Genomic DNA, 26,606 nt, shown 5'->3' with positions numbered 1-26,606 from the left:
AAACGGCTTTGTCCCGTAGAAAAACTATGGAAATCACCCTCGTCGGTACGGGAAGTCCCATCCCAATTCCCGAGCGTGGTGGCACGAGCATCGTCGTTGACATCGCAGACGAACGCGTTCTGATTGACTGTGGGCCAAACACCGTCTACGGCCTCATGGATGCGCGAATTCCATTTGGAGAGATCGAGACGATGTTCTTCACCCACCATCACCTGGACCACAACGCGTCGTTCTTCCACTTCGCGTTCACGAGTTGGACCGAGGGTGGCCGCGAATCGCTCACCGTGTACGGACCCGACGGCACCGACCGGCTCGTCGACGCGCTGTACGACGTCTACGCGGAAGACATCGAGTACCGCAAGGACATCTATCCGACTGACGGCATCTCGAACATCGAAACCGAACTTGTGACAGAGGAGTTCAGTCAAGAAATGAACGGCTGGAAGGTCGACGCACTCCCGGTCGAACATTCCATCGAGACGTACGCATTCCGCTTCGAGGAACACGAAACCGGTTCGTCGTTCGTCTTCTCCGGCGACACGCGGAAGATCCCGTCGCTCGCAGAGTTCGCTTCTGATGCAGACGTCCTCGTGCAGGACTGTAACACTGCCCCGGTCGACAAGGACCGTGTGCCGGACGAGGACGACCAGTTCGTCTGGCAACGGTATGCCGAGGGAGAACGAGACCTGGACCAGTCGACACTGACGGCCAATCACTGTGATGCCACAGACGCGGGAGAACTCGCCCAGGACGCTGGCGTCCAGACGCTCGTTCTCACGCACATCATGCCGTACCGTGATCTCGAATCGATGCGGCGAGATGCCGAGGCAGTATTCGACGGCGACGTGATCGTGGCTGAGGATGGGTTTACCCTCTCTCCATAGCGATCGATTCTTTGGATCAAACACGTATCGGGTAGCACGGTCCTCAGAAAACAGCAGAATGTTGATTTTCCAGTGCTACGGCCGTATAGTGGAATACGGTGAAGGTCTGTCTTCCTATACCATGGTGAGATACCCGGTTCCGACGTTCGGAGGGATGGCTTTTTCGAGATGCCATTGCGTGTGTCCCTCACGAGTTGGATCGAATCATCTAACGGTTAACTCAGTATAGAAACGCATACACCTGCTTCACACGGATATCGTATATGGTGAGTTCAAGCCCGTCCACGTTCGTGCTCGGAATCGCGCTCGGAGTCGTACTCGTCATCGTAGGGATCGGCGCATACGTGCTCTCGGACTTCGCGAGTATCACAGCGCTCATTCCAACCTTCTTCGGAGTTCTTGTCGCTATCCTGGGGGTGGTGGGACACCAGAACCCGGAACGGCAACGGCTTGCTGCCTATGGAATCGGCCTCCTGGCAGTGGTCGGGGCTCTCGGATCGACGCGCGGCATCCCCGATGTGATTTCGTTGCTAACGGGTGAACCGGTCGAATCGACTATCGCCACGGTCTCGCAGGGTTTGATGATCGGTATCTGTCTCGTCCTGTTCGTGGCAATGGTACAGTTCGTCCGCGAAACACGCACGGCGAACTCATGAACGATCTGTAGCAGCAGCCACGGTTTTAGGTGGACTCGTCTTCGGGTTCAGAACGACTAGTCCCGTTCACAGGCCGAATACAGGTACGACTTCCAGAAATCGTATTCTCTCGCTGGCCCGTATGCTCTATACACGTAGTATCCGGCACGATTCGACAGATATCGACCCATTCAGACGAATACTCCCACCAGGGGCCGGACATTCGCCGAATCATCTGCCACTTTCCCGTCGAGCCTGTCAGAGGTTTCTACTCTAAATATTCGTCATCGAGCGGGTCTTCCAACTGTCCCATTACGGCTTCGAGCGTGTCCGTGGCAGTGAGTAATCCGACCACCTCACCATCGCTGACAACGAGTGCCAACTCCTGTCCCTGTGCCTGGAACTGATCGAAGGCGTCGCTCACAGTCGTATCCGCTGACAGCGTCATTGGCGGGGCTGCAACCTCCTCGAACGTCACTGCGCCCTCCTGGAGGTCGTCGAAGTTGTTGATGATCGACGGGGCGTAGACGATACCGTGGAAGTCAGTCAACTCCTCGCCCACGAGCGGGAATCGAGTATGTGGTGTGTGTTGGATGCGATCGAAGTTTTCCTCGATGGATACTGTCGTAGAGAGTGCGACGATGTCCTCGGTCGAGACCATAATTTCCTCGACTGAGATCTCGTCGATGTCGAGCGCATTGAGAACCTCGTCACGGCGTTCTTCCGGAACCTCGATTTCTTCGAGCATATCACCGAGTCGGCTTCGGAGTTGTGCCCTGGTCTCCAGGACTTCTTCCTCGGTTTCGAGCCACGCACCGGTCATTTCGACACCGAACAGCCGGAGCGTGCCTTTCGCAACCCAGTCACCGAACTTGATGAGGGGTGAAATCAGCCACGCGAACCAGTACAGCGGTCGAGCCCCGTACCGAGCGACCTGCTTCGACCGCTCGACGCCGAGGTAGGTCGGCGTCTGCTCGCCGTGAGTCAGGTGGACCATGTTGATGAGGAAAAAGCCCAGCAGCGAACCAGCACCGACGGATGCCAGGAACGTGTCCTGAAAGAGTGGCTCGAAGAGCGCAGCTAAGCCGGGTTCAGCGACGATCCCCAGCGCGATACTAGTTCCGGAAATCCAGATCTGGCAGGTGGTGAGGTACAATTCGAGGTCGTTGGTCATCTCCCACGCGCGTCGCAGACCAGGTGTATCGAACTCCGATTTGGGGTACTGCCTGACTCGTGTCAACGCGAATTCGATGGCGACGAAATACGCGTTGATCAGGATCAAGAACAGTCCCGCACCGATGCGGAGGCTGATCTCAAGAGGGGTCATCGAGCGTTGGTACCGACTCTCATTGCAAATAGGTGGTGGAAACAAAGGAATCCCAGGAGCCGACCGAACTCCGCCTGACGTCTGTGACGTCCCCGTGTAAATGGAATTAGGTGATTGACCGATTCCGACCACATTGTGGTAGGGAACTGCATGTGGTTAGGGGACCGGAGGTCGATACCTCCCTTCGCCAGCGTATTCGTCGACTCTGAGAATGCAGGAGATGATCCTATCGGGGACTGGCCACGTCAGGAAATAAAATTTATTTTTGAAATGGGGATTTTTATTTCATATATTGTAAGGTATCTCTTTTGTAGAAGGGGCTCAGTTACGAGATGAGAGGGAATAAATAGGGCCTAGACGGCCGATTTCGACCTTTGACAGCGCTGCAAAGACCGACGAGGGTAGTCGTTACCACTTCAGTCCTGTTTGTATTCGCGTCTGAAGCCGCGGAACTCCGTACGGTGGGCCTCTTCGTCGCTCAGAATTGTGACTGCGAGATCTTCGGTGACTGGGTCATCGGCATCAGTCGCGGCTGTAATGAGGTCGCGATACATCTGGATGGCGTCTTCTTCGGCGTCTAAGACTCCGTCGATGACCGACACGACGTCGGTACTGTCCTCCGGCGGCTGAAGACTCTCCTGACGAGCTTCGAAATCAGCTGACGCGGGCGGGCGCTCGTCGAGTTGCTTGAGCCGATTGCCCAACAATTGGGCGTGATTAAGTTCCTCCTGAACATCGGCTTCGAGACTCTGTTTTACCTCTTCGGCACTGACTCCGTCGAGGACAATGGAGTTCGTCAAGTAGTTCATCACGGTCTCGATCTCGTCACTATATGCCCGCTGGAGGAGCTCGGTTACTCGTTCACTTGTCATACAACGAAAATACGCTCCCTATCCGTTTATGGCTGTGGGTGGTCAAGTCCAAGAGGAGATTTGAAGACTGACTACAATACGTGTAGATTCAGGTGTGAGTGGTGATAATTAGCTGTTTAGTGCCCGCCCGAGACAGCGTGTAGACCAACGATCCCGACGACAATCACACCGATGAATAAGATGCGGGCTAGAGCGGCGGGTTCATCAAAGAGAACGATTCCAAGCGTGGCTGTCCCGACAGCACCAATACCTGTCCAGACAGCATATGCTGTCCCGATTGGGAGATCTTTGACGGCTTGTGCCAACAGTACCATACTGATGACGAGGGCGACAATAGTGCCGACCGTTGGCACTGGTTTCGTGAGTCCGTCCGAATATTCAAGCCCGATTGCCCAGCCGATTTCGAACAGGCCTGCGAGTATGAGAATATACCACGACATTACAGCTTCGCCTACCTATCCAATCAGTCTATAGCTTCTGCTATCCATCAGACAAGACAGATTTAGCCATATCTATCCGTTTTACCGATGGTGCGACGCTCGGTTTTAATCTCATCTGAACCCGGATGTCCTACTTTACCGAATCCAACAGAGACAGTATTGGCTTATTAGAAGCGGGTTTATGGCTGGGCCTGACGTAGCAGTGAGCGTTCATACTTTTTACAGGGCTCGTCAGGGGGTAGTAATATCCGGTGAACTAGAATATTCGCTACCCCCGCAGTTTCAAGTCCCCATAATGTATTGGCATTTCTATGCAGATCACGAGACAAACTATCGCAAAAGCCCTAATCACGGTTTTTGTATTTAATCTGATCGTGATGGGCGGGGGTGCGATTTATTCCGCACAAGAAGTCCCTCCAATACCTCAGGAGGTAGTCGGTCCTGATGGCGAAACCGTCGCCACGCAATCTCAGGTTCAGGCCGGGAAAATCGCGTTTCAGAAGAACAGTCTGATGAACCACGGGTCAATCCTCGGCAATGGCGCATATTATGGGGTCGACTACACCGCCGACACGCTCGACCTGAAAGTCGAGTACATGCGGGACTACTACGCACAGGACCGGTACGATACAGCGTATTCGGGCCTAGAATCGGCTGAGCAGGGGAGTGTCGACCGCCTCGTCCAGGACGACCTCGACGAACAGTTCACCGAAGGCGCAGAGACAATTGAATACTCCGAAGCGGAGATGTACGCCCACGAGCAGGTCCGCGACGAGTACGTCCAACGATACCACGAGGGCGCACTCGACCGCGGCGTCGCCGCCGGCTTCATCGGTTCCGAAGAAGAAGCGAGTCAGTTCGCCGACTTCGCGCTCTGGACTGCGTGGATATCCCACACCGACCGACCGGGTGGCGACACGAGCTTCACGAACGAATGGCCGTACAACCCCGCCGCCGGTAACACACCGACTGGTGCGACGATGATATGGAGCGTCATCAGTATGGTCCTGCTCGTCGGTGCCGTCGGCCTCGGCGTCTTCCTCTACAAATCCGTCGAACTCCCAGAACCGAAAATCAAGGGCATCGAAATCCCACCGCCAGACGAAATCAATCTAACTCCTAGTCAACGCGCAGCAACCCGCTTCATCCCGCTCGCGGGGTTACTATTCACCTTACAGGTCTTCTTGGGCGGACTTCTCGCACACTACTACATCGAGCGACACGCGTTCTTCGGGATCGAGGAAGTGTTTGGTATCCATATCGTCGAGGTATTCCCGTTCGCGCTCGCCAAGACGTTCCACCTTGACCTTGGGATCCTCTGGATTGCGGCGCTGTGGCTCGGCGCGGGACTGTTCCTCCCGCCCCTTCTCACTAACCACGAACCCAAGCGACAACGAACCTTCATCCACGTCCTGCTCGGAGCGCTCATCGTCGTTGCAGTCGGGGGTCTCGCCGGCGTCTGGCTCGGGTCCCATGGCTACATCGACGGCGAACTCTGGTGGATCATCGGGAACGAAGGGCTCGAGTACCTCGAAGTGGGCCGGCTCTGGCAGGTCGGCCTGCTCGTCGGATTCGTGCTGTGGACTGGCCTCGTGTACCGCGGGTTCAAACCGATGCTCGAACGCGAATCGCGGTTCGGGCTCGCCCACATGATCATCTACGCCGGTGGGTCCATCGGCCTCCTCTTCACCGCAGGGATGTTCTATACGCCGGAGACGAACATCGTGATGACGGAGTTCTGGCGCTGGTGGGTGGTTCACATGTGGGTCGAGGGCGCCTTCGAGTTCTTCATCGTCGCCGTCATCGGACTCACGCTCGTCTCAATGGGGCTACTCAGGAAGCGCTCGGCCGAGAAAGCCGTCGCGTTCCAGGCCCTGTTCGTGATGGGATCGGGCGTCATCGGCGCATCCCATCACTACTGGTGGATCGGCCAACCCGATATGTGGCTCCCGTTGGGAACGATCTTCTCGACGCTGGAACTCATTCCCCTCATCCTCATCCTGTTCGAGGCGATGGGGCAGTACCGGGCGCTCGCGACGAGCGACGAATCGTTCCCGTACACGCTCCCGTTCATGTTCATCATCGCGAGCGGGTTCTGGAACTTCGTCGGCGCCGGCGTGCTCGGGTTCTTCATCAACCTCCCCATCGTCAACTACTACGAGCACGGGACGTATCTTACCGTTGGACACGCGCACGCCGCGATGTTCGGCGCGTTCGGCCTCCTTGCACTGGGGATGGCTACGTACATGCTCCGCATTTCGACGATTCCCTCTCAGTGGACGGAGCGTCGACTTCGCTGGTCGTTCTGGCTCTGGAACGTTGGCCTCGCGGTCATGGTGTTCGTCTCGGTGCTCCCAGTCGGGTTCCTCCAGCTCGAGACGGCGTTCACGCAGACCTATGGTGCCGCTCGGAGTCTCGCCTTCTACAACAGCGAGATCATCCAACTCCTGTTCTGGGCGCGTCTCCCGGGTGACACTCTCATCATCATCGGGACGCTCGTGTTCGCCTACGACATGGTGAAAAAGCGGTTCACGCTGCGGGACGTCTCGGACCCGGCGGAGTCCCTAGAGGAGGGGACGATTCCCAATCGGGTGATGGCGGAGGACGACGACTAGCGGCCGTCCACAGCGTCAATTCCAGTACGCTAATCTTCCGTACGAAATCATCTCTCCGAAGACCGAGATAGCGGATATCGCCGCCGTGGTGGTCCCGTCTTCGCTTACGATTCCCGCTGAGCGCGGACGAACGCTCGCCGCAGGACGGTCAGCAGGACGTACGTCTCGTACTTCTGGTTCCGACAGTGATCGCACGGTTGCATCTCCCTCGTTATCTCCTTGATAGACTCCTCGTACTCCCCCGTAAGCTGGTTCAGCGCCTCTGTAATCTCTGGCTGGATAGCGTCGGTCATCTCCTCGACGGCGGCATCAGCGGTGTCGGGCAGGGAGTACGAGAGGACGATCGTGTTCGCGTGGTAGTACTTCGTCGTGCCGCCACGTCCCTCCTCGAAGCGGACGACGTCCACTAGCCCTGAATCACGGAGTTCGTTTATGTGGTGTCGAACGGTGTTTTCGGTCCGCTCGATCCCTCGGTCGGTGAGTCGGTCGTGAACCTCGCCTGCCGTCCGTGCCTCGTCGGCCAGTATGTCGAGGATCATCGCTCGCATTGGTTCGTCGATGGCGTCCGAGACGCGAGTATCCCTGATCGCGATGTCGTCGAGATAGTGGTCGGCACCGGAACTGCTCATAATGGGACTGCGAGACACGTGCGGGAAAAGGTAGCGGCGAACACTGCTGTCGAGCGCTTCGACCGGACGACTGGCCTGCGATCGGATCGAGTCGAAGCCCTAGACGACCGATTGGACTGTTCCAACGACCTATATCCCTATTCAAACATATCATTTAAAAAATATATATGGCGGTCCGGGTGCTACGTAGAACTGTGATGAACGAAACGACCCAACTCCGTGTGATGGACTTCGACTGCCCGACATGCGCGAGCACCGTTGAACGCGCCCTCTCGAACGTCGACGGCGTCCAGAATGTGAAAGTCCACTACACGACCGGCCGAGTCGAGATCGAGTACGACGACGACGTCGCTGACCCCGACGCCTTCGCACAAGCCATCGAAAACCAGGGCTACACGCCCCAGCCCGCCTAGATCAATGAACGCACAACCGATCACACAGTACTACCGGAAGAACCGGAAAGCCATCGTCACGGCGTCCAGCGGCCTGCTCTACGGTGGCGGCTGGAGCCTCGGCCACTTCACCGGCTTCGATACAGCGAGTGCCGGTATTCTCATCCTCGCGGCGATCATCGGCGGCTACGACATCGCCAAAACCGCCTACTACGAGGTCACCAACCGAACGCTCGGCATCAAGACGCTCGTGACCTTGGCGGCCATTGGTGCCATCGTCATCGGCGAATATTGGGAGGCCGCCGCCGTCGTCTTCCTGTTCAGCCTCGGCAGCTACCTAGAAGGCCGGACGATGCGGAAGACCCGGACGGCCCTCCAAGAACTTCTGGAGATGACGCCCGACACGGCGACCGTCCGTCGCGACGGAGACCTCCAAGAAGTACCTGCCCGCGACGTCGAGGAGGGTGAAGTTGTCCTCGTGAAGCCGGGCGGGAAGATCCCGGTCGACGGGAGCGTCGTCGACGGCGAGAGTGCCGTCAATCAGGCCCCGGTCACCGGCGAGAGCGCGCCCGTTCACAAGGCCGACGGCGACGAAGTCTACGCGGGGACGGTCAACCAGGAAGGCGCACTAGAGGTCCGGACGACGGGTGCGGGCTCGGATACGACGCTCGAACGCATCATCCGCCGCGTCGAGGAGGCCCAGGAGGCCCAGTCGCCCACGGAGAGCCTCATCGACCGGTTCGCGAAGTACTACACCCCGGCCGTCATCGTGCTCGCTATCAGCGCGTACGCGGTCACGCAGAACGCAATCCTGTCGCTGACGCTGTTGGTCATCGGCTGTCCCGGTGCGCTGGTCATCGGACCGCCGGTCAGTATCGTCTCGGCCATCGGGAACGCCGCCCGCTCGGGCGTCCTGATGAAGGGTGGCGAACACCTCGAACGTGCCGGCAAGACCGACCTCGTTACCTTCGACAAGACTGGCACCCTCACGAAAGGTGGGACCACCGTCGCCGACGTCGAGGGGTTCGACATCGACGACGACGAGGTAATCTCGCTCGCGGCGACCGCCGAGAAGAAAAGCGAACACCACCTCGCCGACGCCATCGTCGACGCAGCACGCGACCGTCCGACCGCCGCAACCGATGGCGGAACTGCGGTCGCCCATTCCGATGCCACGAGCGCCGAACACCGGTCGGTTCCGGATCCGGATGATTTCGACGTGGTCGCCGGAATGGGTGTCGTCGCCCATACGGACGGCCACGAGGTCGTCGTTGGGAACCGGGCGCTGCTCGACGACCGCAGCATCGACATCCCGGATCACATCGCCGAGTACGTCCGTGGCCGCGAGGAACGCGGTGAGACGGTCGTCCACGTCGTGCGAGACGGCAGCGTCATCGGCGTGATCGCCATGCGAGACGAACTTCGAGAGGCCGCTCCTGGCGTCGTAGCGGCGCTTCAGGATGCCGGCATCGAGACGGTGATGCTCACCGGCGACAACGAGCGGACGGCAAGTGCCGTCGCAGGGGAAGTGGGCATCGACGAGTACCGCGCCGAACTCCTCCCCGAGGAAAAACAGACCGTCATCGAAGAATACCAGGCCGACGGCCACGTCGTTGCGATGGTCGGCGATGGCATCAACGACGCGCCGTCGCTGGCGACCGCCGACGTCGGTATCGCGATGGGCGCTGCCGGCACGGACACCGCCATCGAGACGGCTGACATGGCGCTGATGGCCGACGATCTCGAACGCATCCCCTACGCCGTCACGCTGAGCAAGGCGACCCGCTGGAACGTCCTCGAGAACGTCGGGCTCGCGGTACTGACCGTGACCGTCCTGCTGGCGGGCGTGCTCACGAGTTACGTCACGCTCGCCGCCGGGATGCTCGTCCACGAAGCCAGCGTTCTCCTCGTCATCCTCAACGGGATGCGACTGCTGCGACACTAATCTCCACAACCAATGACAACAAATTCACCTGCGACTGACGCGACGCACACTAGCACCGACTGGCAGGTCGACTACGACGCCGACCCGATCGAAATCCGCGACCCCGTCGCGGAGGCCCTCGGCGTCCTCACACCAGGCGATCCGTTCGTCGTCACCTACACGGACGCGGTGAAAGAGGCCGGTCACTCCTGTCCGACTGCCTCGGGCGCCTACCGGATCGTCCAGCTCGGGCTCGATGCCCTGTATCCCGACGACTATCCAATCCGAAGCGAAATCGAGGTCCAGGCGGCAGGCTCTCGGGAGGACGCGACGTACGGCGTGATGAGTCGTATCATCTCGTACGTCACCGGTGCAACCCAAGATGACGGATTTAGCGGACTCACTGGCGGCTACGGTGGCCGACAGGGACTCCTACACTTCGATGGGTTCGAGGCAGCCACCCCGGAGCCGACATTCCAGTTTCGGCGGACCGACACGGACGAGACTGTTGAAGTGACCTACCACGTTAGCGATGTTCCTGACGGCGGTCCCGCAGTTGGGAATCTTCAGACGATTCTCGCCGGGTCCGCAAGCGACGAGCAGCGCAAGGCGTTCGCGGAGGACTGGCACCGCCGCGTGCAGGCCGTCCTTAGTGACGACTCGCTTTTCACCGTCGAGACAGTGTGACTGCCCCTGACATCCTACTCGCGGAAGCCAAGTAACCGAAGGCCATTCAGAGACACGAGGACCGTCGACCCCTCGTGGCCGATCACGGCCAGCGGTAATGGGATCCCCCGCCACAGAATCGTGCCGACCATCAACGCGATCGCACCGAAGGCGATTGCGAGATTGACAGTCAACGTCCGGCGCGTCCGGCGACCAAGTCCGAGCACGTAGGGGATCTTCCCGATGTCGTCACCCATCAAGACCACGTCAGCGGTCTCGAGCGCGACGTCGGTCCCGGCGCCACCCATCGCGATGCCGAGCGTCGCCGTGGCCAGTGCAGGTGCGTCGTTCACCCCGTCACCGACCATCGCCACGTTCTCGTACCGCTCGACCAGCTCTTCGATGGTAGCCACCTTCTCCTCCGGAAGCAGTTCTGCCTGCACCTCGTCGATGCCAACCTCGTCGGCGATCTGCTGTGCGACACGTTCGTTGTCGCCGGTCAGCATGACGATGTGCTCCACGCCGAGCGATCGGAGGTCCTCGATCATCTCTGCAGCCCCAGGGCGGACTGTGTCGGTGAACGCCAGCCACCCCAACACCGTGACGTCATTTCCATGTTCGCGGACGACGACGACGCTCGTTTTTCCTTCTGCCTCCAAGGACAGGAGCTGGTCAAGACCCGGTTCGATCCCCTCGATCGTAGCGTCTTCGAGAACCGTGTCGACGTAACTTCGATTCCCGATGTGGATGATCCCGTCATCGACGTCGGCACGGACGCCTTTCCCGGCGTTTGACTGAAACCGCCGCGCGTCGGGAACGTCGAGTGCACGGTCTTCGGCTTCCGCTACGGTCGCACGGGCGAGGTGGTGCTCCGAGCGGGCCTGTACGGCGGCCGCAAGCGAAAGCAGTTCGTCCGGTGTCAGAGACTCATCTGCAAGGTCGTCCCGGACGAACACGTCCGTCAACTCTGTCTCACCCCGCGTGAGCGTGCCCGTCTTGTCGAACGCGACCGCATCGATGTTCGCGGCGGTCTCGACGTGTTCGCCACCCTTGAACAAAACGCCCTGCCTCCCGCCGGAGGCGATCGCCGATAACACTGCTGCTGGCGTGGAAATGATGACGGCACACGGCGAGGCAGCGACCATCAGCGTCATCGCGCGGTAGAACGTGCTGGTGAACTCGCTTCCGAGCGTGAGCGGAATCACGATCGCCGCGATCGTGAGTGCGAACACGCCGAGGACGTACGGCTGTTCGAGGTGGTCGATGAGGCGCTGTGTCGGTGCTTTCTCGCTCTGAGCCTCTTCGACCATGGTGATGAGGCGGCTGATCGCCGACTCGTGGGCCTGTCGTGTGACCTCTATCTCGAGGCTGCCGCTCTCGTTGATCGTCCCACCGAACACCTCGTCACCGGGTTCCTTCGGTACGGGGACTGATTCACCAGTGAGCGACGCCTGGTCGACGGTTCCCTCGCCGGACGTGACGACGCCGTCGAGCGGAATTTTGTCGCCGGGCCGAACAACGAACACGTCACCGACGGCAACCTCGTCGATAGGCATGGTGACCTCCTCACCGTCGCGGAGGACACGCGCCTCGTCCGGTCGCATCTCGACGAGCGACTTTATCGCCCGGCGCGAGCGGCCGATGGCGTAGTGCTGGAGCGTGTTCGACAGCGAGAATAGGAATAGCAGCATTGCGCCCTCGAACGGGGCACCAATCGAGAGGGCGCCGAGCGCGGCAACGATCATCAACAGATCGATGTCGACCGCACGGTGACGCAGCGTCTCGATCGCGCCTTTAAGCCCGTACCCCCCGCCGAAGACGTATGCAACGCCGTAGCCAGCCCACATGAGGAGCTGTGGTCCTTCGAGCCATCCCGTCACGAGACCAGTCACCATCCCAAGGAGCGTCAGGCCGACGAACACGGCCTCCCGCCGAAGTTCCGAGCGGGTGCTCACGTCATCCGTGACCGTCTCAGATTCCTCCTGAATCGTCACGTTCCGGTCGCGGACAGCGTCTCGAATCGTTTCTTCCGAGATGACGCTCCCATCGTAGGTGATCCGGGCGTCCCCTGTTCGAAACGAGACATCGACATCGTGGACGCCGGAGAGACGCTTGAGGTGGCTTTCGAGTGCCCGAGCTCCCGTATCCCCACGACCACCTCGTCGTTCAATATGGATAGTGTACGTCGAGAGGGATGGTGATTCAGTAACAGACACGTTCTCCATACCTATGATTTGGTTTGATTTCACGTTTTAGGTGTGGCCGCGAGTCTTCGTCCGATCCCGATTTCGGTATCCGGGTCGAGAATCTCATCCAATGATTGTTACCGGGATCTGTGCTCGGCGGGTGACTGTCTCGGCGACACTTCCGAGGAACGTCCGGTCTAGGCCTGACCGACCGTGGCTACCCATAACGATCTGATCGATGCCGTTGTCGGCAACGTAGTCGAGAATCTCACGCGCTGGTTTCCCGACTTCAGTGACAGTATCGAGCACAATATCGTGTTCTGCCGCAAGATCCGTCGCGGTCGTGTGAATCTCGGTCGCCCGGTCCTGGGCGGCATCGTACCAGTCCTCTGCGACTGGCAAGCCACCGGCCTCTACATCGATTACCGAGTCGATCGGGTTGATGACGTAAATTGTGGTGATCGTGGCGTTCGGAAAGGTCTCGAGTGCGTACATGAGTGCACGCTCGGCAAGCGGGGAGCCGTCCAAGGGGACGAGAACGTTGTCAGGCATACGAAATAGTTCGAGAGGTACTGACAAGAGTGTAGTGCCGAAAACTCGGTGCCTGGGAGTACCGTTAATTACCCATCAATCTCTGAGAGCGCCTCTGTTGCGACGTCGCCGAGTTCTCCGGCCTCGATGTGCGAATATCGCTCCCGAACCATCTCCTCCGAGTTATCGAGATACCGGGCTGCGACCGTGTACCCGAACGCGCGGACAAGCACCTCACCCATGCCACGTCGTCCACCGTGCGGAGCAAGATAATCGTGTTTCGGATGGTCGATGTCGATCTCCGCGGCCTCCGAGAGCCGTTGGAGAATCGACCGTGCGCCGTCCGTCGTGATCGACGGCGGCCGAATGTCCTCATCGAGTGCCAGCAGCAGGTCGCGAGCGTATTCGTCACGGTACTCAGTAATCGCCTCCGGGCGTTCCCCTCGTTCGGCTAGCTCTTCCTGAATAAGTCCTGCGAGCGTCCGTTGGTCGAACGTCGGAAACACCGGCCAGCGCTCCGTCGGCGGGTCCATCAGCTGGCGGTAACTCCGCAGCGGCGAGATCACCGGGTCGGGGAGACTCGCGGCGTCCCACTGCTGTTTCTTCCGGTAGACGTCCATACTGCCGTCGTCGAGCGAGAGATCCTCCCAGCGAACGCCGCGTCGGCGCGGGTCGTTCGGGTCCCGGAGGAGTTCGCCGACGCGGACAGCTGTGTACGCGAGGACGAACACGAGCGCCCGGTCACGAGCCGCCTTCAGCGCCGCGTAGCGCGCTCGTTGCTTGTCGATGGGGCCAGTATCCTCCGGGAGTGTCGTGTACGCCTCGACGGCGTCGCGGGCCCGTTCGTCGACGTGGCGGGTGAGGGCGTGGCGCTGTTCGGACGTCCAGGCCTGCTGGTCGCCGGGCTTGCGGCCGTCGTCCTCCGGCAGCGGCGCCATCGCACTCGCCCGCTGCGCGAAATGCGCTTCGAGATACCCTTCGTTGACGCACCACCCGCACCACGCAGAGATATAGCGGTAATAGGTTTGTACGGTGTTCTGCTTGAGTCCCCGATCTCCCCCGAGATGCCGCGCGTACTCGCGGAACACTCGCTCGTCGAGGTCTTCGAAGGTCGGCTCCCGGTCGACATCGTCGGGGACGATCCCGGTCCAGTCGTCGGCGCCGCGGTCGCCGGCGGCCCACTCGGCGAACCGCTCGAGCTCGCGTGCAGCGTTTCGTCGATAGTTCCCACCGTCCCCACCGCGGCCTTTCCCCTTGTCCTGGAGGTAGCGCTCGAAAGAGTTCGCAAGTGACTGCTCAGCGCGCTCTCGGGATGTCTTATCGGGAGTCATGGTTCCTCGTTCGCGTACTGGTAAGTCGGACGAACATCCTCGAGGAGGGCTTCGACGATTTCCCAGAGGATCAGGGAAGGAGTCTCGTGTTCAAATGTGATCCCCCAGCGGTCCTCCGTATCGGCAGCTGAGTACTGGAAATGCGTCTGTCCGAGATCGGGATGGTCTTCGTCCTGGTGCCAGCCGGCGTGAAAGCTCGTGTTCGGGTCTGTGTAGTTGATACGGAACCAATCGTGTGGGTCCTGTCGATACCACTTGACGGTCAGTTCCGGCGAATCAGGGCCCGTTGGGGGATCAAAGCGGGCTGGATCAAAAACCGCCCGCAGCTCCTTGGCCTCGATATCGTCAGGTACGAACTCGACCGCCGAAATCTGTGGCACACGGTCGAGGACATCTCGCTTCAGCTGGGCGTATAGGTTCGCGTTCGGGCCACCACCTGGATGCGGGACCGACATCCGTTAGCTGCTGGCCTCGGCAGGCTCTGTTGTCGGAGCGAGGAAGTCCCATTCGCGGATGGCGAAGCCAACGATCTGGATACGCCGTTGAAGGTGCTCCCACTCGCGGGCAATCTCACGGCGACGGTCTTCCTCGTCACCGGCAAGGGACTCGTCAGCGAGCGTCCCACGAAGCTGATTCGGTGATTCAACGCCGAATTCGTCCTCCCAGTCGCGAATCTGCGTCTTCATATTGGCGAGCCGGTCCGTAAGCTCCTCGACAGTGTGTCCGCTATCTCGGAGGCGCATCGCCTCCTGCATCGCTTGGCGGCGGTAATCAGGGTAATACGTCGTGTGAGTACCGCTTTCGTCACGGTGGAGGATGCCGTCGTCGACGAGTCGCTCGAGGACGCGCATAGTTGGTTCGTGTGACCAGCCCGCTTCGGAGGCGATCCAGTTTGCCGTCCGCGGCTCCGACAGCTGCCGGGCGGTCATCCGCACGCGGTCTTCACCCGTGGTCTGGCGTTCCATCAGGCCCTCGGAGTTCGATTCGTCTTCGGTCATACAACACAGTTCGGGCTTTGCCTTAATATAGGTTGAGGTCATTAGTTCTATATCGAATTGCATCCTTCGCCATCGCTTCTACCTTGGCTGAGGAGAGCCAGAGCAAACTCGAACCCTGGTCTCGACGGCTCTACCCCGGGGAAGCGGCGTCGTGAGGCGGTTGCAGCATTCGTGCTTCACAGACGGCGTCGGGGTACTTCAAAGTGGTCGTGATTACGGGCATAATCAGGACCAAATTCTGTATTCGGCCCATCGGGAGAATTCGTGGAACTGAAGTCTCTTAGCGCCGGAATTCCGCACTACAGGAGAATATATATCATATATCGCTATACAAAATCTCGTTCCTCATTCTGCAGAGTTTCGGAGGATAGGTCAGCTTTAGATTGAATTTTCCCCAATCATCGAGATTATTCGCCAATATGAGACAGTCTTGAATGCATATGGGCGAATTGGCAAGATGAAGCTCGAATTTTGGAGTTGCTGAATAGCGTTTCCACTCCCATACAGCTACCTCGGTGAGAATGCAGCCGATTAGTCAGGCGGAATCAACGCCGAGACGATTAGCTCTACACACTCGCCGGCGGTCAAGATCGGTGCGTAGTCCATCTCTCCGTCAACACCGGCTTTCAGCAGGAAGTCGGTGAGCCGCCAGATATTGTACAGCAGCACGGCAAACACGAAGTAGAACAGCCGTACCCGATAGTCCTTCGACGAGGTCTTCGCGAGGAAGTCATGCTTGATACTCTTGTATTCGTTCTCGATCTGCCAGCGGCGGCTGTACCGTCGACAGAACGTCTCTGCCTCGTCCGGTTCAACCTTAAGATTCGTCGCGAAGACAGCTGTTCCATCGCCTTTCGTCGACGGTACATACACGAACCGCATCGAGTGGCTTCCTGTTTCGACGCTGACGGAGGCCGATTCCACGGCGACTTCCTGTTCGTCGTCGTCCATCGTCTCAATGACCTCCCGCTCCGTGCTGTTGATCCGTTTCGGGATCAGGTAGTTCACTCCGAGATTCGAACACGTCTGTAAGACCTGCTGGGAATCGAACTCGCGGTCACAGAGTACCGTCTCGATGGGGACGTGTTCCTGTGCTCGCTTCACCAGGCGTCGGACGACACGGTGAATCTTGTTCGGTGGATTTCTGTCCCATTCCGAACTCTCTCGAATCGGTTCTACACCGAGTACCAGCGGGATGTTCTGCCCAACGATCGACAAAGTCGCGAATTTGAACGCCCGACGCTCCTGCTCTTTCGTCCCGCTAACCATCGACATCCCCTCAACGTCGCCGTAGTATGGAATGGTCGTGATGTCGATCGCGGCTGCTACCGGCCGGCGAAACGACGCTTCAGATGCGATGACCGAAACCAGCCGGTCAGTCGCCTCATCGAATCCGTCGATGAGTGTCTCCAAATCAAATTGCTTGATTGCTCGGAGGTGAGTATCCCCGTGTGGACCGTAGTCGGTCCCACGCCGATATTGGAAGCGTGCTGCGCCCTGTGATGTCCCACAGCCGACCATCCCCATGAACGTTTGCAACTCGAAGAACTGCGTGTCCCCATACGTAGCATTCGCGGCGCGACCCGAGTCGAACTCGTTGAAGCCGTGGTCTCGTGCGAGGCGCGTGGTTCGGTGGATTTGTTTGTCAGTGAATCCTCGACCAGCTGCCCCATCGTCCTTGGGAGAACGATTTTTCTCGTCGACAACCTCACTTTTCGGCCGGACAGCAGGAGCTGAGAACTCCCGGTCGTGGACCTCTTTGACGACGAAGTGGGAAGCACTCCGAACGAACTCTCGGACACCGTCGTTGAAGCGATTGCGCCATGTTCGAGACAGCACAGATTCATCAGGGATGTGATCCAGCCCGAATAGTTCGGCAAGTTCTTGATACCGAGCCAGCGCTCGATAGCTCTCACCCGTGATTTCCCGGTAGATGAGGAGTCGAACCATCCCGAGAAACGAGTCCGGGGCAGGGTGCCACTCTGGATAACTGTCATCGAGATATTCGGTTCGAATCGTACTCTCAGCGATGCTCGATTGCAGCGAGTTGCCTGCTTGAAGCTGTTCAGTAATTTCGATTCCCGTACAGGTATCAGTCATTCGGCAGGCATGGTCCGAGAGCTGATCCAGCGAGTCAGCCATCGATTCACGATTGTATCGGGGTGGTAGAAGTAGTTGAGGATCCTACCTGTCGTGTCCCGTTCCTCATGAATTTGTTGACTCAAGACGTATTCTGGAAATGGAACGACGGGTTCTGGTGAATCGCCATGCAATGCTTGATTTCACTGTGTCACCGCTCGCTTGATGTTGTTGACGACACATTTCATGACGAGTTCTCGAAATTCTTGATACCAGGTTTGCGCACGCACAGCGACGCCGTGCGTGCGCTTGATCGCCGAGAAGGGGCCTCACACATCGATCGCTGGCGGTAACGAGGCCCATCGACCACGCGCACAACGCGCGGGTCGATGGGCCGGAAGATTCAATGCTTGATCAGTGGTCTTATGCCCTCGTCTCTGAGTTTTCGCGTAATTGCATCCAGTCGTAGCCTTTGGCGAGGCTGTGCAGATCGCCTGTGTTGCGGCAGGCGACCCGCCAGCCGAACTGTGTATCATGCGGTTTCCCGGTCGTACAGTGAACGTCGAGGATAGCTTGCATCGCCGTGTCAACGAGAGTGGTCGCTTTCAGTGTTTGAGCGCGATAGTTTGTCCGGCGGTAGTAGTGCTTGCTGCCGTTCTCACGGTGGAATAGCATGGCGTCGTGCCCAGCCACCAAATATGTAAGTATATTTAATATATCCCAATCCGACAATAGTGCTTATAGAACAATTCTACAGTCATTCAGTCATATGTGTGGAAGTCGACTTCTTGCTCGAGAAGTTCGTCGGGAATCCCAGGAACTTCATCGGAACGGACTGGACCCTGTTTCTCGATGACGTCGAGATCACGGGGAAATTCACGTAACTCAAAATGCAATGAAATACCAGCCTTTGCTCCTTCGCCCAATGCAATCGGGAGTTGATTGTGCCCAGGTGTCAAGTCTCCCACTGCATAGACGCGATCGACTGTTGTCTGCCCGTGATCATCGACGACGACCGTCCCATCATCATTGATACCACAGCCGAGGTTGCGGGCCAGACCGTTGTTGTATTCGGCACCATACATGGCGAAGCCACCCTTATACTCGCGAACCATGCCATCTTCGAACTCAAGGGCTGCTAACCAGCCATCTTTGTCGTTTTGAACGCCAGCGATGTCCTCGTGAATGATATCGATCGGATGGTTCGAGAGCATCGTTGCCGTCTCGTCGCTCCATTCAGGGCTATCATTGCGAGTGAGTAGATCAACATCGTCGGTGAAGTTCAGCATGATCGCAGCTACGTGTGCAGCGCTCTCCCCGTATCCCATGACGTAGACGGGTTCATCGACGAACATGTAGGCATCACAGTGCAAGCAGTAGTGGAGTCCACGACCGGTCCGCGGTAGTGGCGGTTCTGGGCGGACATCGTTGAATCCCGTCGCGAGAACAACGTACTCTGCGCGATAGTCAGCATTATTCCCGCAGAGACGGATCGAACCATCCTCAGTACTGTCGCAGGAGACGAGTAGATCATTGTGGATATCGCACCCGTACTCTCGAAGTTGGTCTCTCCCGACCGAGAGAAATTCGTTCCCGGATGTCTCCTCCGTGACACCCAGTAAATTGTGGACTTCTTGCATCATCGCTGCGCGTCCACCACCTCGATCGACGACGGCCGTTCGATGACCGAGTCGCGTCGTATACAGCGCTGCGGTCATTCCAGCCGGACCGCCTCCGACGACGAGAACTTCGTAATCGTGAACAGTTGAATCAGTAGCCATCGTCTCTTCGTCCGATATCGACACATAAAATGGTGGTTCGAAATCGGCGTGATATTGTGGATACAGTGACAAAGCCAGCGAGTGAGCTCTCGTTCTTGAATTCTATAGACTTACTGAGCAGCCGTTCCTAATCTAATAATTCGTAGAATGCATGTTTCCAGCTACAGAGGAATCTCAAATGCGGCCTCTTCCGTTCGCTCGAGCGTCTCGAGGTGCGCTTCGGCATCGAGTGCTGCCATGCTGCCGGTTCCGGCAGCGGTGACCGCCTGTTGATAGTGCGGATCAGCGACGTCGCCGGCGGCGAAGACGCCCTCGACCGCCGTCTCGGTCGTCGCGCGGCCGGCGTCGTCCGTACGGGTGCGGAGATAGCCGCTCTCGTCGCGGTCGACGGCGGTCCCCTCGAGGAATTCGGTGTTCGGTGTGTGGCCGATGGCGTAGAACACGCCGCCGACATCGACGGTCTCTCGGTCGACGTCGACGCCGGTCGCGGCCTTCTCCGCGGGATAGCCGTCGGGATGCGAGACGAGCGTCGCGCTGGTGACGCCCTCCTCCTGCGAGCCGTGTATCGCCTCGAGTTCCGTATTCCAGCGGAACTCGATGGTCTCGTTGTCGCGGGCGCGGTCGGCCATGATCTCGGAGGCGCGCAGTTCCTCGCGACGGTGAACGATCGTCACATTATCGGCGAACTTCGCGAGGAAGAGCGCCTCTTCCATCGCCGAATCGCCGCCGCCGATCACGAGGACGTCGTCACCGCGGTGGAACGCGCCGTCGCAGGTCGCACACGTGGAGAGCCCGTAGCCCATCAGTTCGTCTTCGTTCTCGGCGCCGACCCAGCGAGCGCTCGCGCCGCTCGCGACGATCAGCGCACGCGTTTGCAACGTGTCGCCGTTCGAGAGTTCGAGTTCGAACGGCCGCTCCGCGAGCGTCGCGTTTTCGACAGTGCCGTGAGTGAACTTAGCGCTGAAGCGCTCGGCCTGGTCCTTCCCGTTTTGGATCAGCTCCATCCCACCGACGCCCTCAGGGAAGCCGAGGTAGTTCTCGACGTCGGTCGTCAGCGTCAGTTGGCCGCCCGGTTCGGGACCCTCGAACACCAGCGGCTCGAGGTCGGCCCGCGCGGCGTAGACGGCCGCGGAGAGGCCGGCGACGCCGGAACCGACGATCACTACGTTGCGAACATCCGCGGTCGTGTCTGTTTCCTTGTTCATTCGGTGTATCTCTCGATCAGGCTACGGAGTCGGTCTTCCGGCAGCGCGCCGGACTGCTGTTCGACCTGCTCGCCGTCAGCGAAGAGGGCTAGCGTTGGCACACCCCGAACGCCGAACGAGCCCGCGAGTTGCTGGTGTTCGTCGACATCGACCTTGGCGATTACGGCCTCGGTCGTGTCCGCGAGCTGTTCGAGGACGGGATTGAGCATCTGACAGGGGCCACACCAGTCGGCGTAGAAGTCCACGAGAACGACGTCGTGCGCCGTCGTGACGTCCTCGAGGTGGCTTCTCCCGTCGATGTAGATCGGTTCGTCGAGCGATTCTCCGGAGGCACCGCGTGCATCAGTTGCCATCACCACTACGTATGGACTGATAGCGTTTAAAGGTTTTGTGAGAATTGCACAATATAAGAGCCATAGTCGAGGCTGTCTTCATTCTCCACACTACGACGAACGAACCGATCCGTGGACCGCGCTAAGTAGAGGTTCGGTGAGGATGATTGAAGAGACGTGACAACGCTTTCGTCGGTCGAACCGTCCCGATCGGTTTTGCACAGTAACCTAACAACCGCTCATTCGACAGAGTCGGCCGACCGATCTGAAATACCCGCGTCAAAGCGGGTGAAATACCCAACTCGCGTTCCGACGCGCGCGTCGAACGTCAGTCCCCGCTGTTCGACACGGCGTCGCAGCCCTTCGAACCCGACGAAGTGCGGGTCGGGGAGAGACTCACCGATGACGAGTCGACCGTCGGGTTTCAAAACCCGCTCGAGTTCGTCGAGGGCTCGCTCTTGGTCAGGAATTTCCCCGAGGACTAAGATCAGATACGCAGCGTCGAACGTGTCGTCCGGATACGGAAGCGATCGTGCGTCGCCGCGGATCGGTTCGACGTTCGGGTTCCCTTCCTGTCGCATTCGCGTTCGGACGTGTTCGACCATCTCCGATTGGACGTCCACGGCGTGCAGTGTCCCCGACGGTTCGATTGCCCGTGCGACCATCCCGGTATAGTAGCCGGTTCCCGGTCCGACCTCGAGAAGACGTTCACTGGGCTGGGGCTTGAGTACGTCGCGCAGCCGGGAGCGAGTAATGACCGGACGCGGGAAGTCGATCGCGTGGCGCTGGGCGTACGGGCACGGTGATGGGTTCGATCGCCACCGAAGGGCGTATCCGAGTCCGGCTAGCAGCGTGAGTCCGAGCAGGGCAGCGATCGCTCGTACGGTACGACGAGAAACCATAGTAAGCCCTTCATCGTGGACGGACTACAGTCTTCCTCAAACTGACGCACGTGCTGCAGGCTTGCTGTTGCTACCCCAACTACGACCGTTCTCGAAATCAGTCGTACAGTATGTCCTATACGCTTCGTACACAAGTCGACGGCGAGTTTGACGACATCGTCGAGAAAACGATCGACGCCCTTGAGGACGAGGGGTTCGGCGTGCTCTGCGATATCGACGTCCGGGAAACGCTGAAAAAGAAACTCGACGAGGACTTTCGGCAGTATAGAATCCTGGGTGCGTGCAATCCGCAGTTGGCCCATCAGGGACTCGAGCACGATCTCGAACTCGGGACGTTGCTCCCGTGTAACGTCGTCGTGTACAACGATGACGACGGCATCGTCGTTAGCGCGGTCGACCCGCAGCGTCTGATCGGTGTCACTGACGACGACGAACTCGACCCGATCGGTGACGATGCTTACGAGCGCTTCGAACGCGTTCTCGAGTCGTTATAGTTCGGGTCCGGTGCAGCCGTTCATGGTCGCTCCTGTCGTCCCAAGCGAAGGGCGAATTTCGCAAAGAGAACAAGGCAGGAGGTGACTGGAAGGATTCTAATGTAGAAGACGTGCCACGGAACCGATGATCGACCGTATAGAACCGATTCGAGTCTGACTGCGCGAACTAGGCCGCGCAGTTATTTGGCCCTAACTCGAGTTCCGTCGCCTCGGACTCGTCCTCGGGTGGCTCCGAACCCGTGTTGATCTCGATCACGCGTTCGTAGTTCGGTGGCTTGTCGGGCGCATTGTCGACCAATCGGTCCACGAACTCGTCCTCGTCCAGTCCCAGTAGGTCGAGGTTGTCGCGGAGGTCACCTAGTCGAGCGCCGATCAGTTCGCCAGGCGAGCCGACCTCGTATTGGTTGTCCTCCGTGACCGAAACGTGGCCCGGAAGGATCCGCGTCTTATCCGGTAACTCGAGGATGGTGTCGTGAATCGATTCGTACAGCAGTTTGGCACCGCGGGACGCGTCTTCGTCGCCGAATTGAAGCTCCGTCCGGCCGACGGACTCGACGAATAGCGTGTCGCCGGTCAGCAGCGCCTCGCCGTCGACGAGGTAGTTGACCATCTCGGTCGTATGCCCCGGCGTGTGTAGCGTTTCGATCTCGATCTCGCCGAGTTCGATCGCCTCGCCGTCGGCAAGAGGTTCATAGTCGTACTCGACGCCCCGCTCGCTCGCGTGTTCTCCGAGATGGTAGGGGACGTCCAGCTCCGCCGCCAGTTTCGATCCACCCGAGATGTGGTCGGCGTGGACGTGGGTGTCGAGGACGCGTTCGATCGTCAGCCCGGCCTCCTCGGCGACGATTTTGAACTGGTCCGTCTGTCGCGTCGGATCGACGACGACGGCCGACTCGGCGTCTCTCGAGCCGACGACGTAGCCGAGACAGCCCTTCGCCCGTCGCTGTAGTTGCAGGACGACGAGGTCGTCGTTTTCGGTCTCGACGGGAACGACCTCGTAGACTTTGCTCCAATCCTCCATGCCGCCCTTCACGACGGACACGTCGTCGTAGCCGTGTTGTTCGAGTTCGAAGCTGAACGGCGTCGATGTAAGCCCCTTTCCACAGATCGCGACTACTGTATCTCCGTCTTTGGCCTCCTCAACGCGCTCGAGTTCCTCGTCCCCGAACTCGTTGCCCGGACCGAACGGGATGTTCTCGGCGCCGTGAATACGCCAGCCGTCGTAACTATCTTCAGGGCGCGTATCGACGAGCGTGAACGACTCGTTTGAGTCAATCATATCCGCGAGCCGTTCAGGGGAAATTTGGTTCACCATTGGAATCACCTTACAATACTATCTGGTGCGAGGCCGCCGATAGTTCTCATCCCTGCATAGGCATCCTCGGCTACCGGTACGGATTTCGTCCGCTCTCGGGGAAGCGGGTCCCGGTTGGGATTAACCGCGTCTCGCAGTACTCATCTCCGCCGGCGTAATCAACTCCCGGTTGGACGTACGGGTACGGTCCGTCAGCGGGCGTATTCTGGACCCATCCGCCGTTGTCGGGCGTCTGGACGAGCGTCGTCTCCTCATAATCGATCGGCGAGTAGTCCTTGAGGTAGTCGACGACAACGTCAACCGGAACGACGCCGTCTTCAATGTCGATATCTTGGAACGGGAAGCCACAGTTTCCGAGATCCCGTTCGGGATCACCGGGGCGGGTAAACGTCGCAATCGAGTAGTGCGCTTCGGGATCGACCGGTTCTCCGTCGACGACGAGACCGACGAGTCTGCGTTCGCGTTTCGCGGTCGGATCGATGATCACCTCCACGTTCGAAGAGTAGTTCCGGACACGACCGTCCTCTTGCTCGTAAACGTACGGTGTGAAGTTGTCAGTGAGGAACGCCTCCATGTGGTTCAGCAGTTGCTGACCGTACGCCTCGCCGCGGGCCACTGGTGCGGTCATCGGAAACGCTTGATATAGGTGCTCAAGCGTTATCTTGCCGGCGGGAACTGCCGGACCGTAACGGAAGCCGTGGGTGACCGCTAATTCGGTGCCGAAGTACGTTCGTAGTGCGTCGGCGAACAGCGCGTTCCAGTCGCTCTCGAGGAACGATTGTCGATCGAGTGACCCCTCCGTCCTCCCGACGACTGTGTCCAGCGGCCGCTCGAGGGTTCCGTCTCCTCGCTCGTAGGAAGTTTCGTCGTCGAAGAACGGCGATCGAATATCCGCAACCGTCCGTTCGGCCACCGGTGCCGGGTCGGATGTGTAGTCGTGGTCTTCGGCGAGACAATAGAGGATGTGGCGAAATGCGACGCCGTCGTCATCGATGTGGAGGTCCACGCGGCCGAGTCCGTCGCCCGTTCCTGATTCGACGACGAGCGTCTCCGTCTTATCGATCAGGATCGGATCGTGAGTGTACTCGTGAGTATGCGCACTGAACAGAACATCGATACTCTCGATGTCCTTCGCCGCTTGGACGGCCCACGGCAGTCCGATCTCGGTGACCGCGAGGACGACATCGGCACCCTCGTTGCGTACGGATTCTGCGGCTTCCTCGAGCAACGCTGGGTGTTTTCCGAACCGGTACTTTCCCTCATGGAACGCCGGCGCCATACGGTCGACGTAGACGTTCGTCATCCCGACGATTCCGACGTCGACGCCGTTCGCACGTTCAATCGTGTAGGGGTCGAACAGCAACCCGTCCGCATCTGGCCCGTAGAGGTTGTTCGCTAACACCTGCGCCTCGAGTTCGTCCATCAGGTCCCGCAGGTTCCCGTCCTCGGCGGCCTCGTTCCCGAAGTCCCAGTTCCCCGGAACGTACACGTCCGGATCGACGTGCTCGGCTATCGGCTCTAGCATCGCCCTGCCCTTCGTGTACGTCGTCACCGCGGTGCCGTGGAACGTGTCGCCGCTCATCAGCGTAAGCGTCTCATCGGTAGCCGAGCGGATCTCTTTGAGTTTGCCGGCCAACAGCGGGATCCCGCCGCCGCGCCGGAGGATCCGGTCGTCGCCACCGAAGTCGAAATCGGGGTTCGATTCGGGATTATCGTAGTAGACGTGATATTCGGGAACGAGCTGGCCGTGAAGGTCGCTGACGTGGAGACAGACCACATCCGGTGCTTGTCCCTGATCGCGGTCAGCCGCGTCCGATCCGTCGAGCCGTTTCCACTCCTCCATGTATTCCGTGTCGAGATCCATGCGATGCTCTTTCACGTCCTACGAGAGCATGTACTCAAGTCGTTACCCTGCATTGTGCTCCCGCGATTCCCACTCTTGCTCCAGTCCGTCGAGCAGTCGATCGATGTCGTTTGCAGTATTGACTGCGTGGACGGACGCTCGAACGGCGGTCGGAGATGGCAGTGCTCGACGACGATCCCGTCGGCAGCCAGCCGTTCGACCGTCGTCGCCGGATCGTCAACATCGATGGTCACGAGCCCCGACTCCGGCACTGAGGGGCTGAGAAGACGGTCAGCGGGGACACCGTCTACTAGTCGACCGGCGAGACGGCGGACGCGGTCTTCGATCCGGTCGATCCCGACTTCATCGATCACGTTGATTGCTTCCCGGAGCGCGACGTGGGGTGCCGGGTTCGCTGACCCAACTTCGAACCGACGTGCGCCGGCTGCGTACTTGTAGGGATCGTCGGATGGCGTCTCGACGCTTCGATAGCCGACCGTTCGCGGATCGAAACCCTCAGCGACGTCACGGTCGACGTAGAGGAAGCCGCCGCCCCACAGCCCGAGTAGCCACTTATGGCCGGCAGCAGCGACCGCATCAGCACCCCACTCCGCGACGTTCATTGGTAGTTGTCCGGGGACCTGCACGGCGTCGACGAGCGCGAGCGCACCCGCGTCGTGGGCGATATCGACCAGTTCCGTCACCGGCAGCCGCGTCCCGCGGGTCCACGTGACCGCGCTGAAGCAGACGAGTCTGGCATCCGAGACGGCCTCGGCGAAGCGCTCGAGATCGACGCGACCAGCTTCGGTCTCGACGACTCGGACCTCGACGTCTTCTCGCTCGAGGCGTTGCCACGGGAGGATTCCGGCGGGGTGCTCGAGGTCCGTCCGCACGACGACGTCGCCGGGCTGCCAGTCGATCGCGTTGGCGACGGCGTTGATCCCGGCCGTCGTGCTTTCGGTGAGCGCTATTTCGTCCGGGTCGGAGCCGACGAACGACGCGACTCGCTCTCGAGTGCGGTCGAAGGCTCGAAACGCCGTCTCGTAGGGGTGGTCCCCGACCGGCGACTCGTACTCGTGCTCGCGGACGAACTCGTCGGCGGCGTCGACGACGTATTTCGGACTGGGACCGTGAGCGCCGAAGTTGAGATAGGCCCCTTTCTGTAAGGCGGGGATATCCGCCCTGAGTTCGGTCGGCGTCATCGTCGTGCTCGGCTTCATACCTC

At 59.4% G+C, this 26,606-nt stretch carries 23 protein-coding genes and 2 pseudogenes; 7 read left to right on the top strand and 18 right to left on the bottom strand.

What is annotated here, in order from left to right; genetic code table 11:
• Positions 1-26 precede the first annotated feature (26 nt).
• Together C480_RS18725 and C480_RS18720 are read left to right on the top strand one after the other, a co-directional pair.
• Positions 27-884, top strand: a complete 858-nt coding sequence (locus C480_RS18725; RefSeq protein WP_006667209.1) for an MBL fold metallo-hydrolase — start codon at positions 27-29, stop codon at positions 882-884.
• Positions 885-1,147: 263 nt separating this feature from the next.
• Complete coding sequence (locus tag C480_RS18720) at positions 1,148-1,540, top strand: hypothetical protein (RefSeq protein WP_006667208.1); 393 nt, start codon at positions 1,148-1,150, stop codon at positions 1,538-1,540.
• A 247-nt stretch (positions 1,541-1,787) separates the two neighbouring features.
• Here C480_RS18720 and C480_RS18715 read toward each other — a convergent pair whose 3' ends face one another.
• The 3 genes from C480_RS18715 to sugE all read right to left on the bottom strand — a co-directional run bounded on the left by C480_RS18715 (position 1,788) and on the right by sugE (position 4,158).
• A complete protein-coding gene (locus tag C480_RS18715) occupies positions 1,788-2,846 on the bottom strand; it encodes a CNNM domain-containing protein (protein ID WP_006667207.1) in 1,059 nt (352 codons plus the stop codon).
• 416 nt (positions 2,847-3,262) lie between these two features.
• On the bottom strand, positions 3,263-3,718 hold the full coding sequence (locus C480_RS18710) for a ferritin-like domain-containing protein (protein ID WP_006667206.1): 456 nt from the start codon (positions 3,716-3,718) through the stop codon (positions 3,263-3,265).
• A gap of 116 nt (positions 3,719-3,834) precedes the next feature.
• Positions 3,835-4,158 (bottom strand): quaternary ammonium compound efflux SMR transporter SugE, encoded by a 324-nt coding sequence (gene sugE / locus C480_RS18705; RefSeq protein ID WP_006667205.1) that lies wholly within the window; start codon positions 4,156-4,158, stop codon positions 3,835-3,837.
• 311 nt (positions 4,159-4,469) lie between these two features.
• On the opposite strand from sugE, the gene C480_RS18700 reads away from it, so the two are divergent.
• Positions 4,470-6,773: a nitric-oxide reductase large subunit gene (locus C480_RS18700; RefSeq protein ID WP_006667204.1), complete on the top strand. Its 2,304-nt coding sequence runs from the start codon at positions 4,470-4,472 to the stop codon at positions 6,771-6,773.
• Positions 6,774-6,877: 104 nt separating this feature from the next.
• Here C480_RS18700 and C480_RS18695 read toward each other — a convergent pair whose 3' ends face one another.
• Positions 6,878-7,402, bottom strand: a complete 525-nt coding sequence (locus tag C480_RS18695) for a winged helix-turn-helix domain-containing protein (RefSeq protein ID WP_006667203.1) — start codon at positions 7,400-7,402, stop codon at positions 6,878-6,880.
• Between the two features lie 197 nt (positions 7,403-7,599).
• Here C480_RS18695 and C480_RS18690 point away from each other — a divergent pair, with 197 nt between their 5' ends.
• The 3 genes from C480_RS18690 to C480_RS18680 are packed head-to-tail and all read left to right on the top strand — an operon-like array spanning position 7,600 to position 10,405.
• On the top strand, positions 7,600-7,815 hold the full coding sequence (locus tag C480_RS18690; protein WP_006667201.1) for a heavy-metal-associated domain-containing protein: 216 nt from the start codon (positions 7,600-7,602) through the stop codon (positions 7,813-7,815).
• 4 nt (positions 7,816-7,819) lie between these two features.
• Complete coding sequence (locus C480_RS18685; RefSeq protein ID WP_006667200.1) at positions 7,820-9,739, top strand: heavy metal translocating P-type ATPase; 1,920 nt, start codon at positions 7,820-7,822, stop codon at positions 9,737-9,739.
• Between the two features lie 12 nt (positions 9,740-9,751).
• On the top strand, positions 9,752-10,405 hold the full coding sequence (locus C480_RS18680; protein ID WP_006667199.1) for an FmdE family protein: 654 nt from the start codon (positions 9,752-9,754) through the stop codon (positions 10,403-10,405).
• Positions 10,406-10,419: 14 nt separating this feature from the next.
• Here the strand turns inward: C480_RS18680 and C480_RS18675 are convergent, their stop codons facing one another.
• From C480_RS18675 to C480_RS18625, 11 genes and pseudogenes are all read right to left on the bottom strand, one after another.
• On the bottom strand, positions 10,420-12,609 hold the full coding sequence (locus tag C480_RS18675; protein ID WP_006667197.1) for a heavy metal translocating P-type ATPase: 2,190 nt from the start codon (positions 12,607-12,609) through the stop codon (positions 10,420-10,422).
• A gap of 84 nt (positions 12,610-12,693) precedes the next feature.
• Positions 12,694-13,122, bottom strand: a complete 429-nt coding sequence (locus tag C480_RS18670; RefSeq protein ID WP_006667196.1) for a universal stress protein — start codon at positions 13,120-13,122, stop codon at positions 12,694-12,696.
• Between the two features lie 68 nt (positions 13,123-13,190).
• Complete coding sequence (locus C480_RS18665; RefSeq protein ID WP_006667195.1) at positions 13,191-14,432, bottom strand: phage integrase SAM-like domain-containing protein; 1,242 nt, start codon at positions 14,430-14,432, stop codon at positions 13,191-13,193.
• Positions 14,429-14,887 carry a hypothetical protein gene (locus C480_RS18660; protein ID WP_006667194.1) on the bottom strand — a complete coding sequence of 153 codons (459 nt, stop codon included), beginning with the start codon at positions 14,885-14,887 and terminating at the stop codon, positions 14,429-14,431. The genes C480_RS18665 and C480_RS18660 overlap by 4 nt, the downstream gene beginning before the upstream one ends.
• Positions 14,888-14,890: 3 nt before the next feature.
• Positions 14,891-15,472, bottom strand: coding sequence for a DUF7342 family protein (locus C480_RS18655; RefSeq protein WP_006667193.1), 582 nt, complete (start codon positions 15,470-15,472; stop codon positions 14,891-14,893).
• Positions 15,473-15,961: 489 nt separating this feature from the next.
• Positions 15,962-17,572 carry a transposase gene (locus C480_RS18650; protein WP_006667191.1) on the bottom strand — a complete coding sequence of 537 codons (1,611 nt, stop codon included), beginning with the start codon at positions 17,570-17,572 and terminating at the stop codon, positions 15,962-15,964.
• 140 nt (positions 17,573-17,712) lie between these two features.
• Positions 17,713-18,199, bottom strand: a pseudogene (locus C480_RS22480) (transposase); the annotation flags it as partial.
• A 71-nt stretch (positions 18,200-18,270) separates the two neighbouring features.
• A complete protein-coding gene (locus C480_RS18640) occupies positions 18,271-19,290 on the bottom strand; it encodes an NAD(P)/FAD-dependent oxidoreductase (protein ID WP_193787815.1) in 1,020 nt (339 codons plus the stop codon).
• 161 nt (positions 19,291-19,451) lie between these two features.
• On the bottom strand, positions 19,452-20,495 hold the full coding sequence (locus tag C480_RS18635) for an NAD(P)/FAD-dependent oxidoreductase (RefSeq protein WP_006667187.1): 1,044 nt from the start codon (positions 20,493-20,495) through the stop codon (positions 19,452-19,454).
• Complete coding sequence (gene trxA, locus C480_RS18630) at positions 20,492-20,848, bottom strand: thioredoxin (protein WP_006667186.1); 357 nt, start codon at positions 20,846-20,848, stop codon at positions 20,492-20,494. Before trxA ends, C480_RS18635 begins: the two co-directional genes overlap by 4 nt.
• A 218-nt stretch (positions 20,849-21,066) precedes the next feature.
• Positions 21,067-21,729, bottom strand: a complete 663-nt coding sequence (locus tag C480_RS18625; RefSeq protein ID WP_006667185.1) for a class I SAM-dependent methyltransferase — start codon at positions 21,727-21,729, stop codon at positions 21,067-21,069.
• 110 nt (positions 21,730-21,839) lie between these two features.
• On the opposite strand from C480_RS18625, the gene C480_RS18620 reads away from it, so the two are divergent.
• Positions 21,840-22,223 (top strand): DUF302 domain-containing protein, encoded by a 384-nt coding sequence (locus C480_RS18620; RefSeq protein WP_006667184.1) that lies wholly within the window; start codon positions 21,840-21,842, stop codon positions 22,221-22,223.
• 166 nt (positions 22,224-22,389) lie between these two features.
• Here C480_RS18620 and C480_RS18615 read toward each other — a convergent pair whose 3' ends face one another.
• The 3 genes and pseudogenes from C480_RS18615 to C480_RS18605 all read right to left on the bottom strand — a co-directional run bounded on the left by C480_RS18615 (position 22,390) and on the right by C480_RS18605 (position 26,601).
• Positions 22,390-23,538 (bottom strand): MBL fold metallo-hydrolase, encoded by a 1,149-nt coding sequence (locus C480_RS18615; RefSeq protein ID WP_049903984.1) that lies wholly within the window; start codon positions 23,536-23,538, stop codon positions 22,390-22,392.
• A gap of 70 nt (positions 23,539-23,608) precedes the next feature.
• Positions 23,609-25,402: a bifunctional metallophosphatase/5'-nucleotidase gene (locus C480_RS18610; RefSeq protein ID WP_006667182.1), complete on the bottom strand. Its 1,794-nt coding sequence runs from the start codon at positions 25,400-25,402 to the stop codon at positions 23,609-23,611.
• Between the two features lie 42 nt (positions 25,403-25,444).
• Positions 25,445-26,601, bottom strand: a pseudogene (locus C480_RS18605) (aminotransferase class V-fold PLP-dependent enzyme).
• Positions 26,602-26,606: the final 5 nt, after the last annotated feature.

The organism is Natrialba aegyptia DSM 13077 (assembly GCF_000337535.1).
In the GTDB taxonomy this organism is placed as follows: domain Archaea; phylum Halobacteriota; class Halobacteria; order Halobacteriales; family Natrialbaceae; genus Natrialba; species Natrialba aegyptia.
Note: the sequence above shows the minus strand (reverse complement) of the source record. Positions and strands in the feature narration are given on the sequence as shown.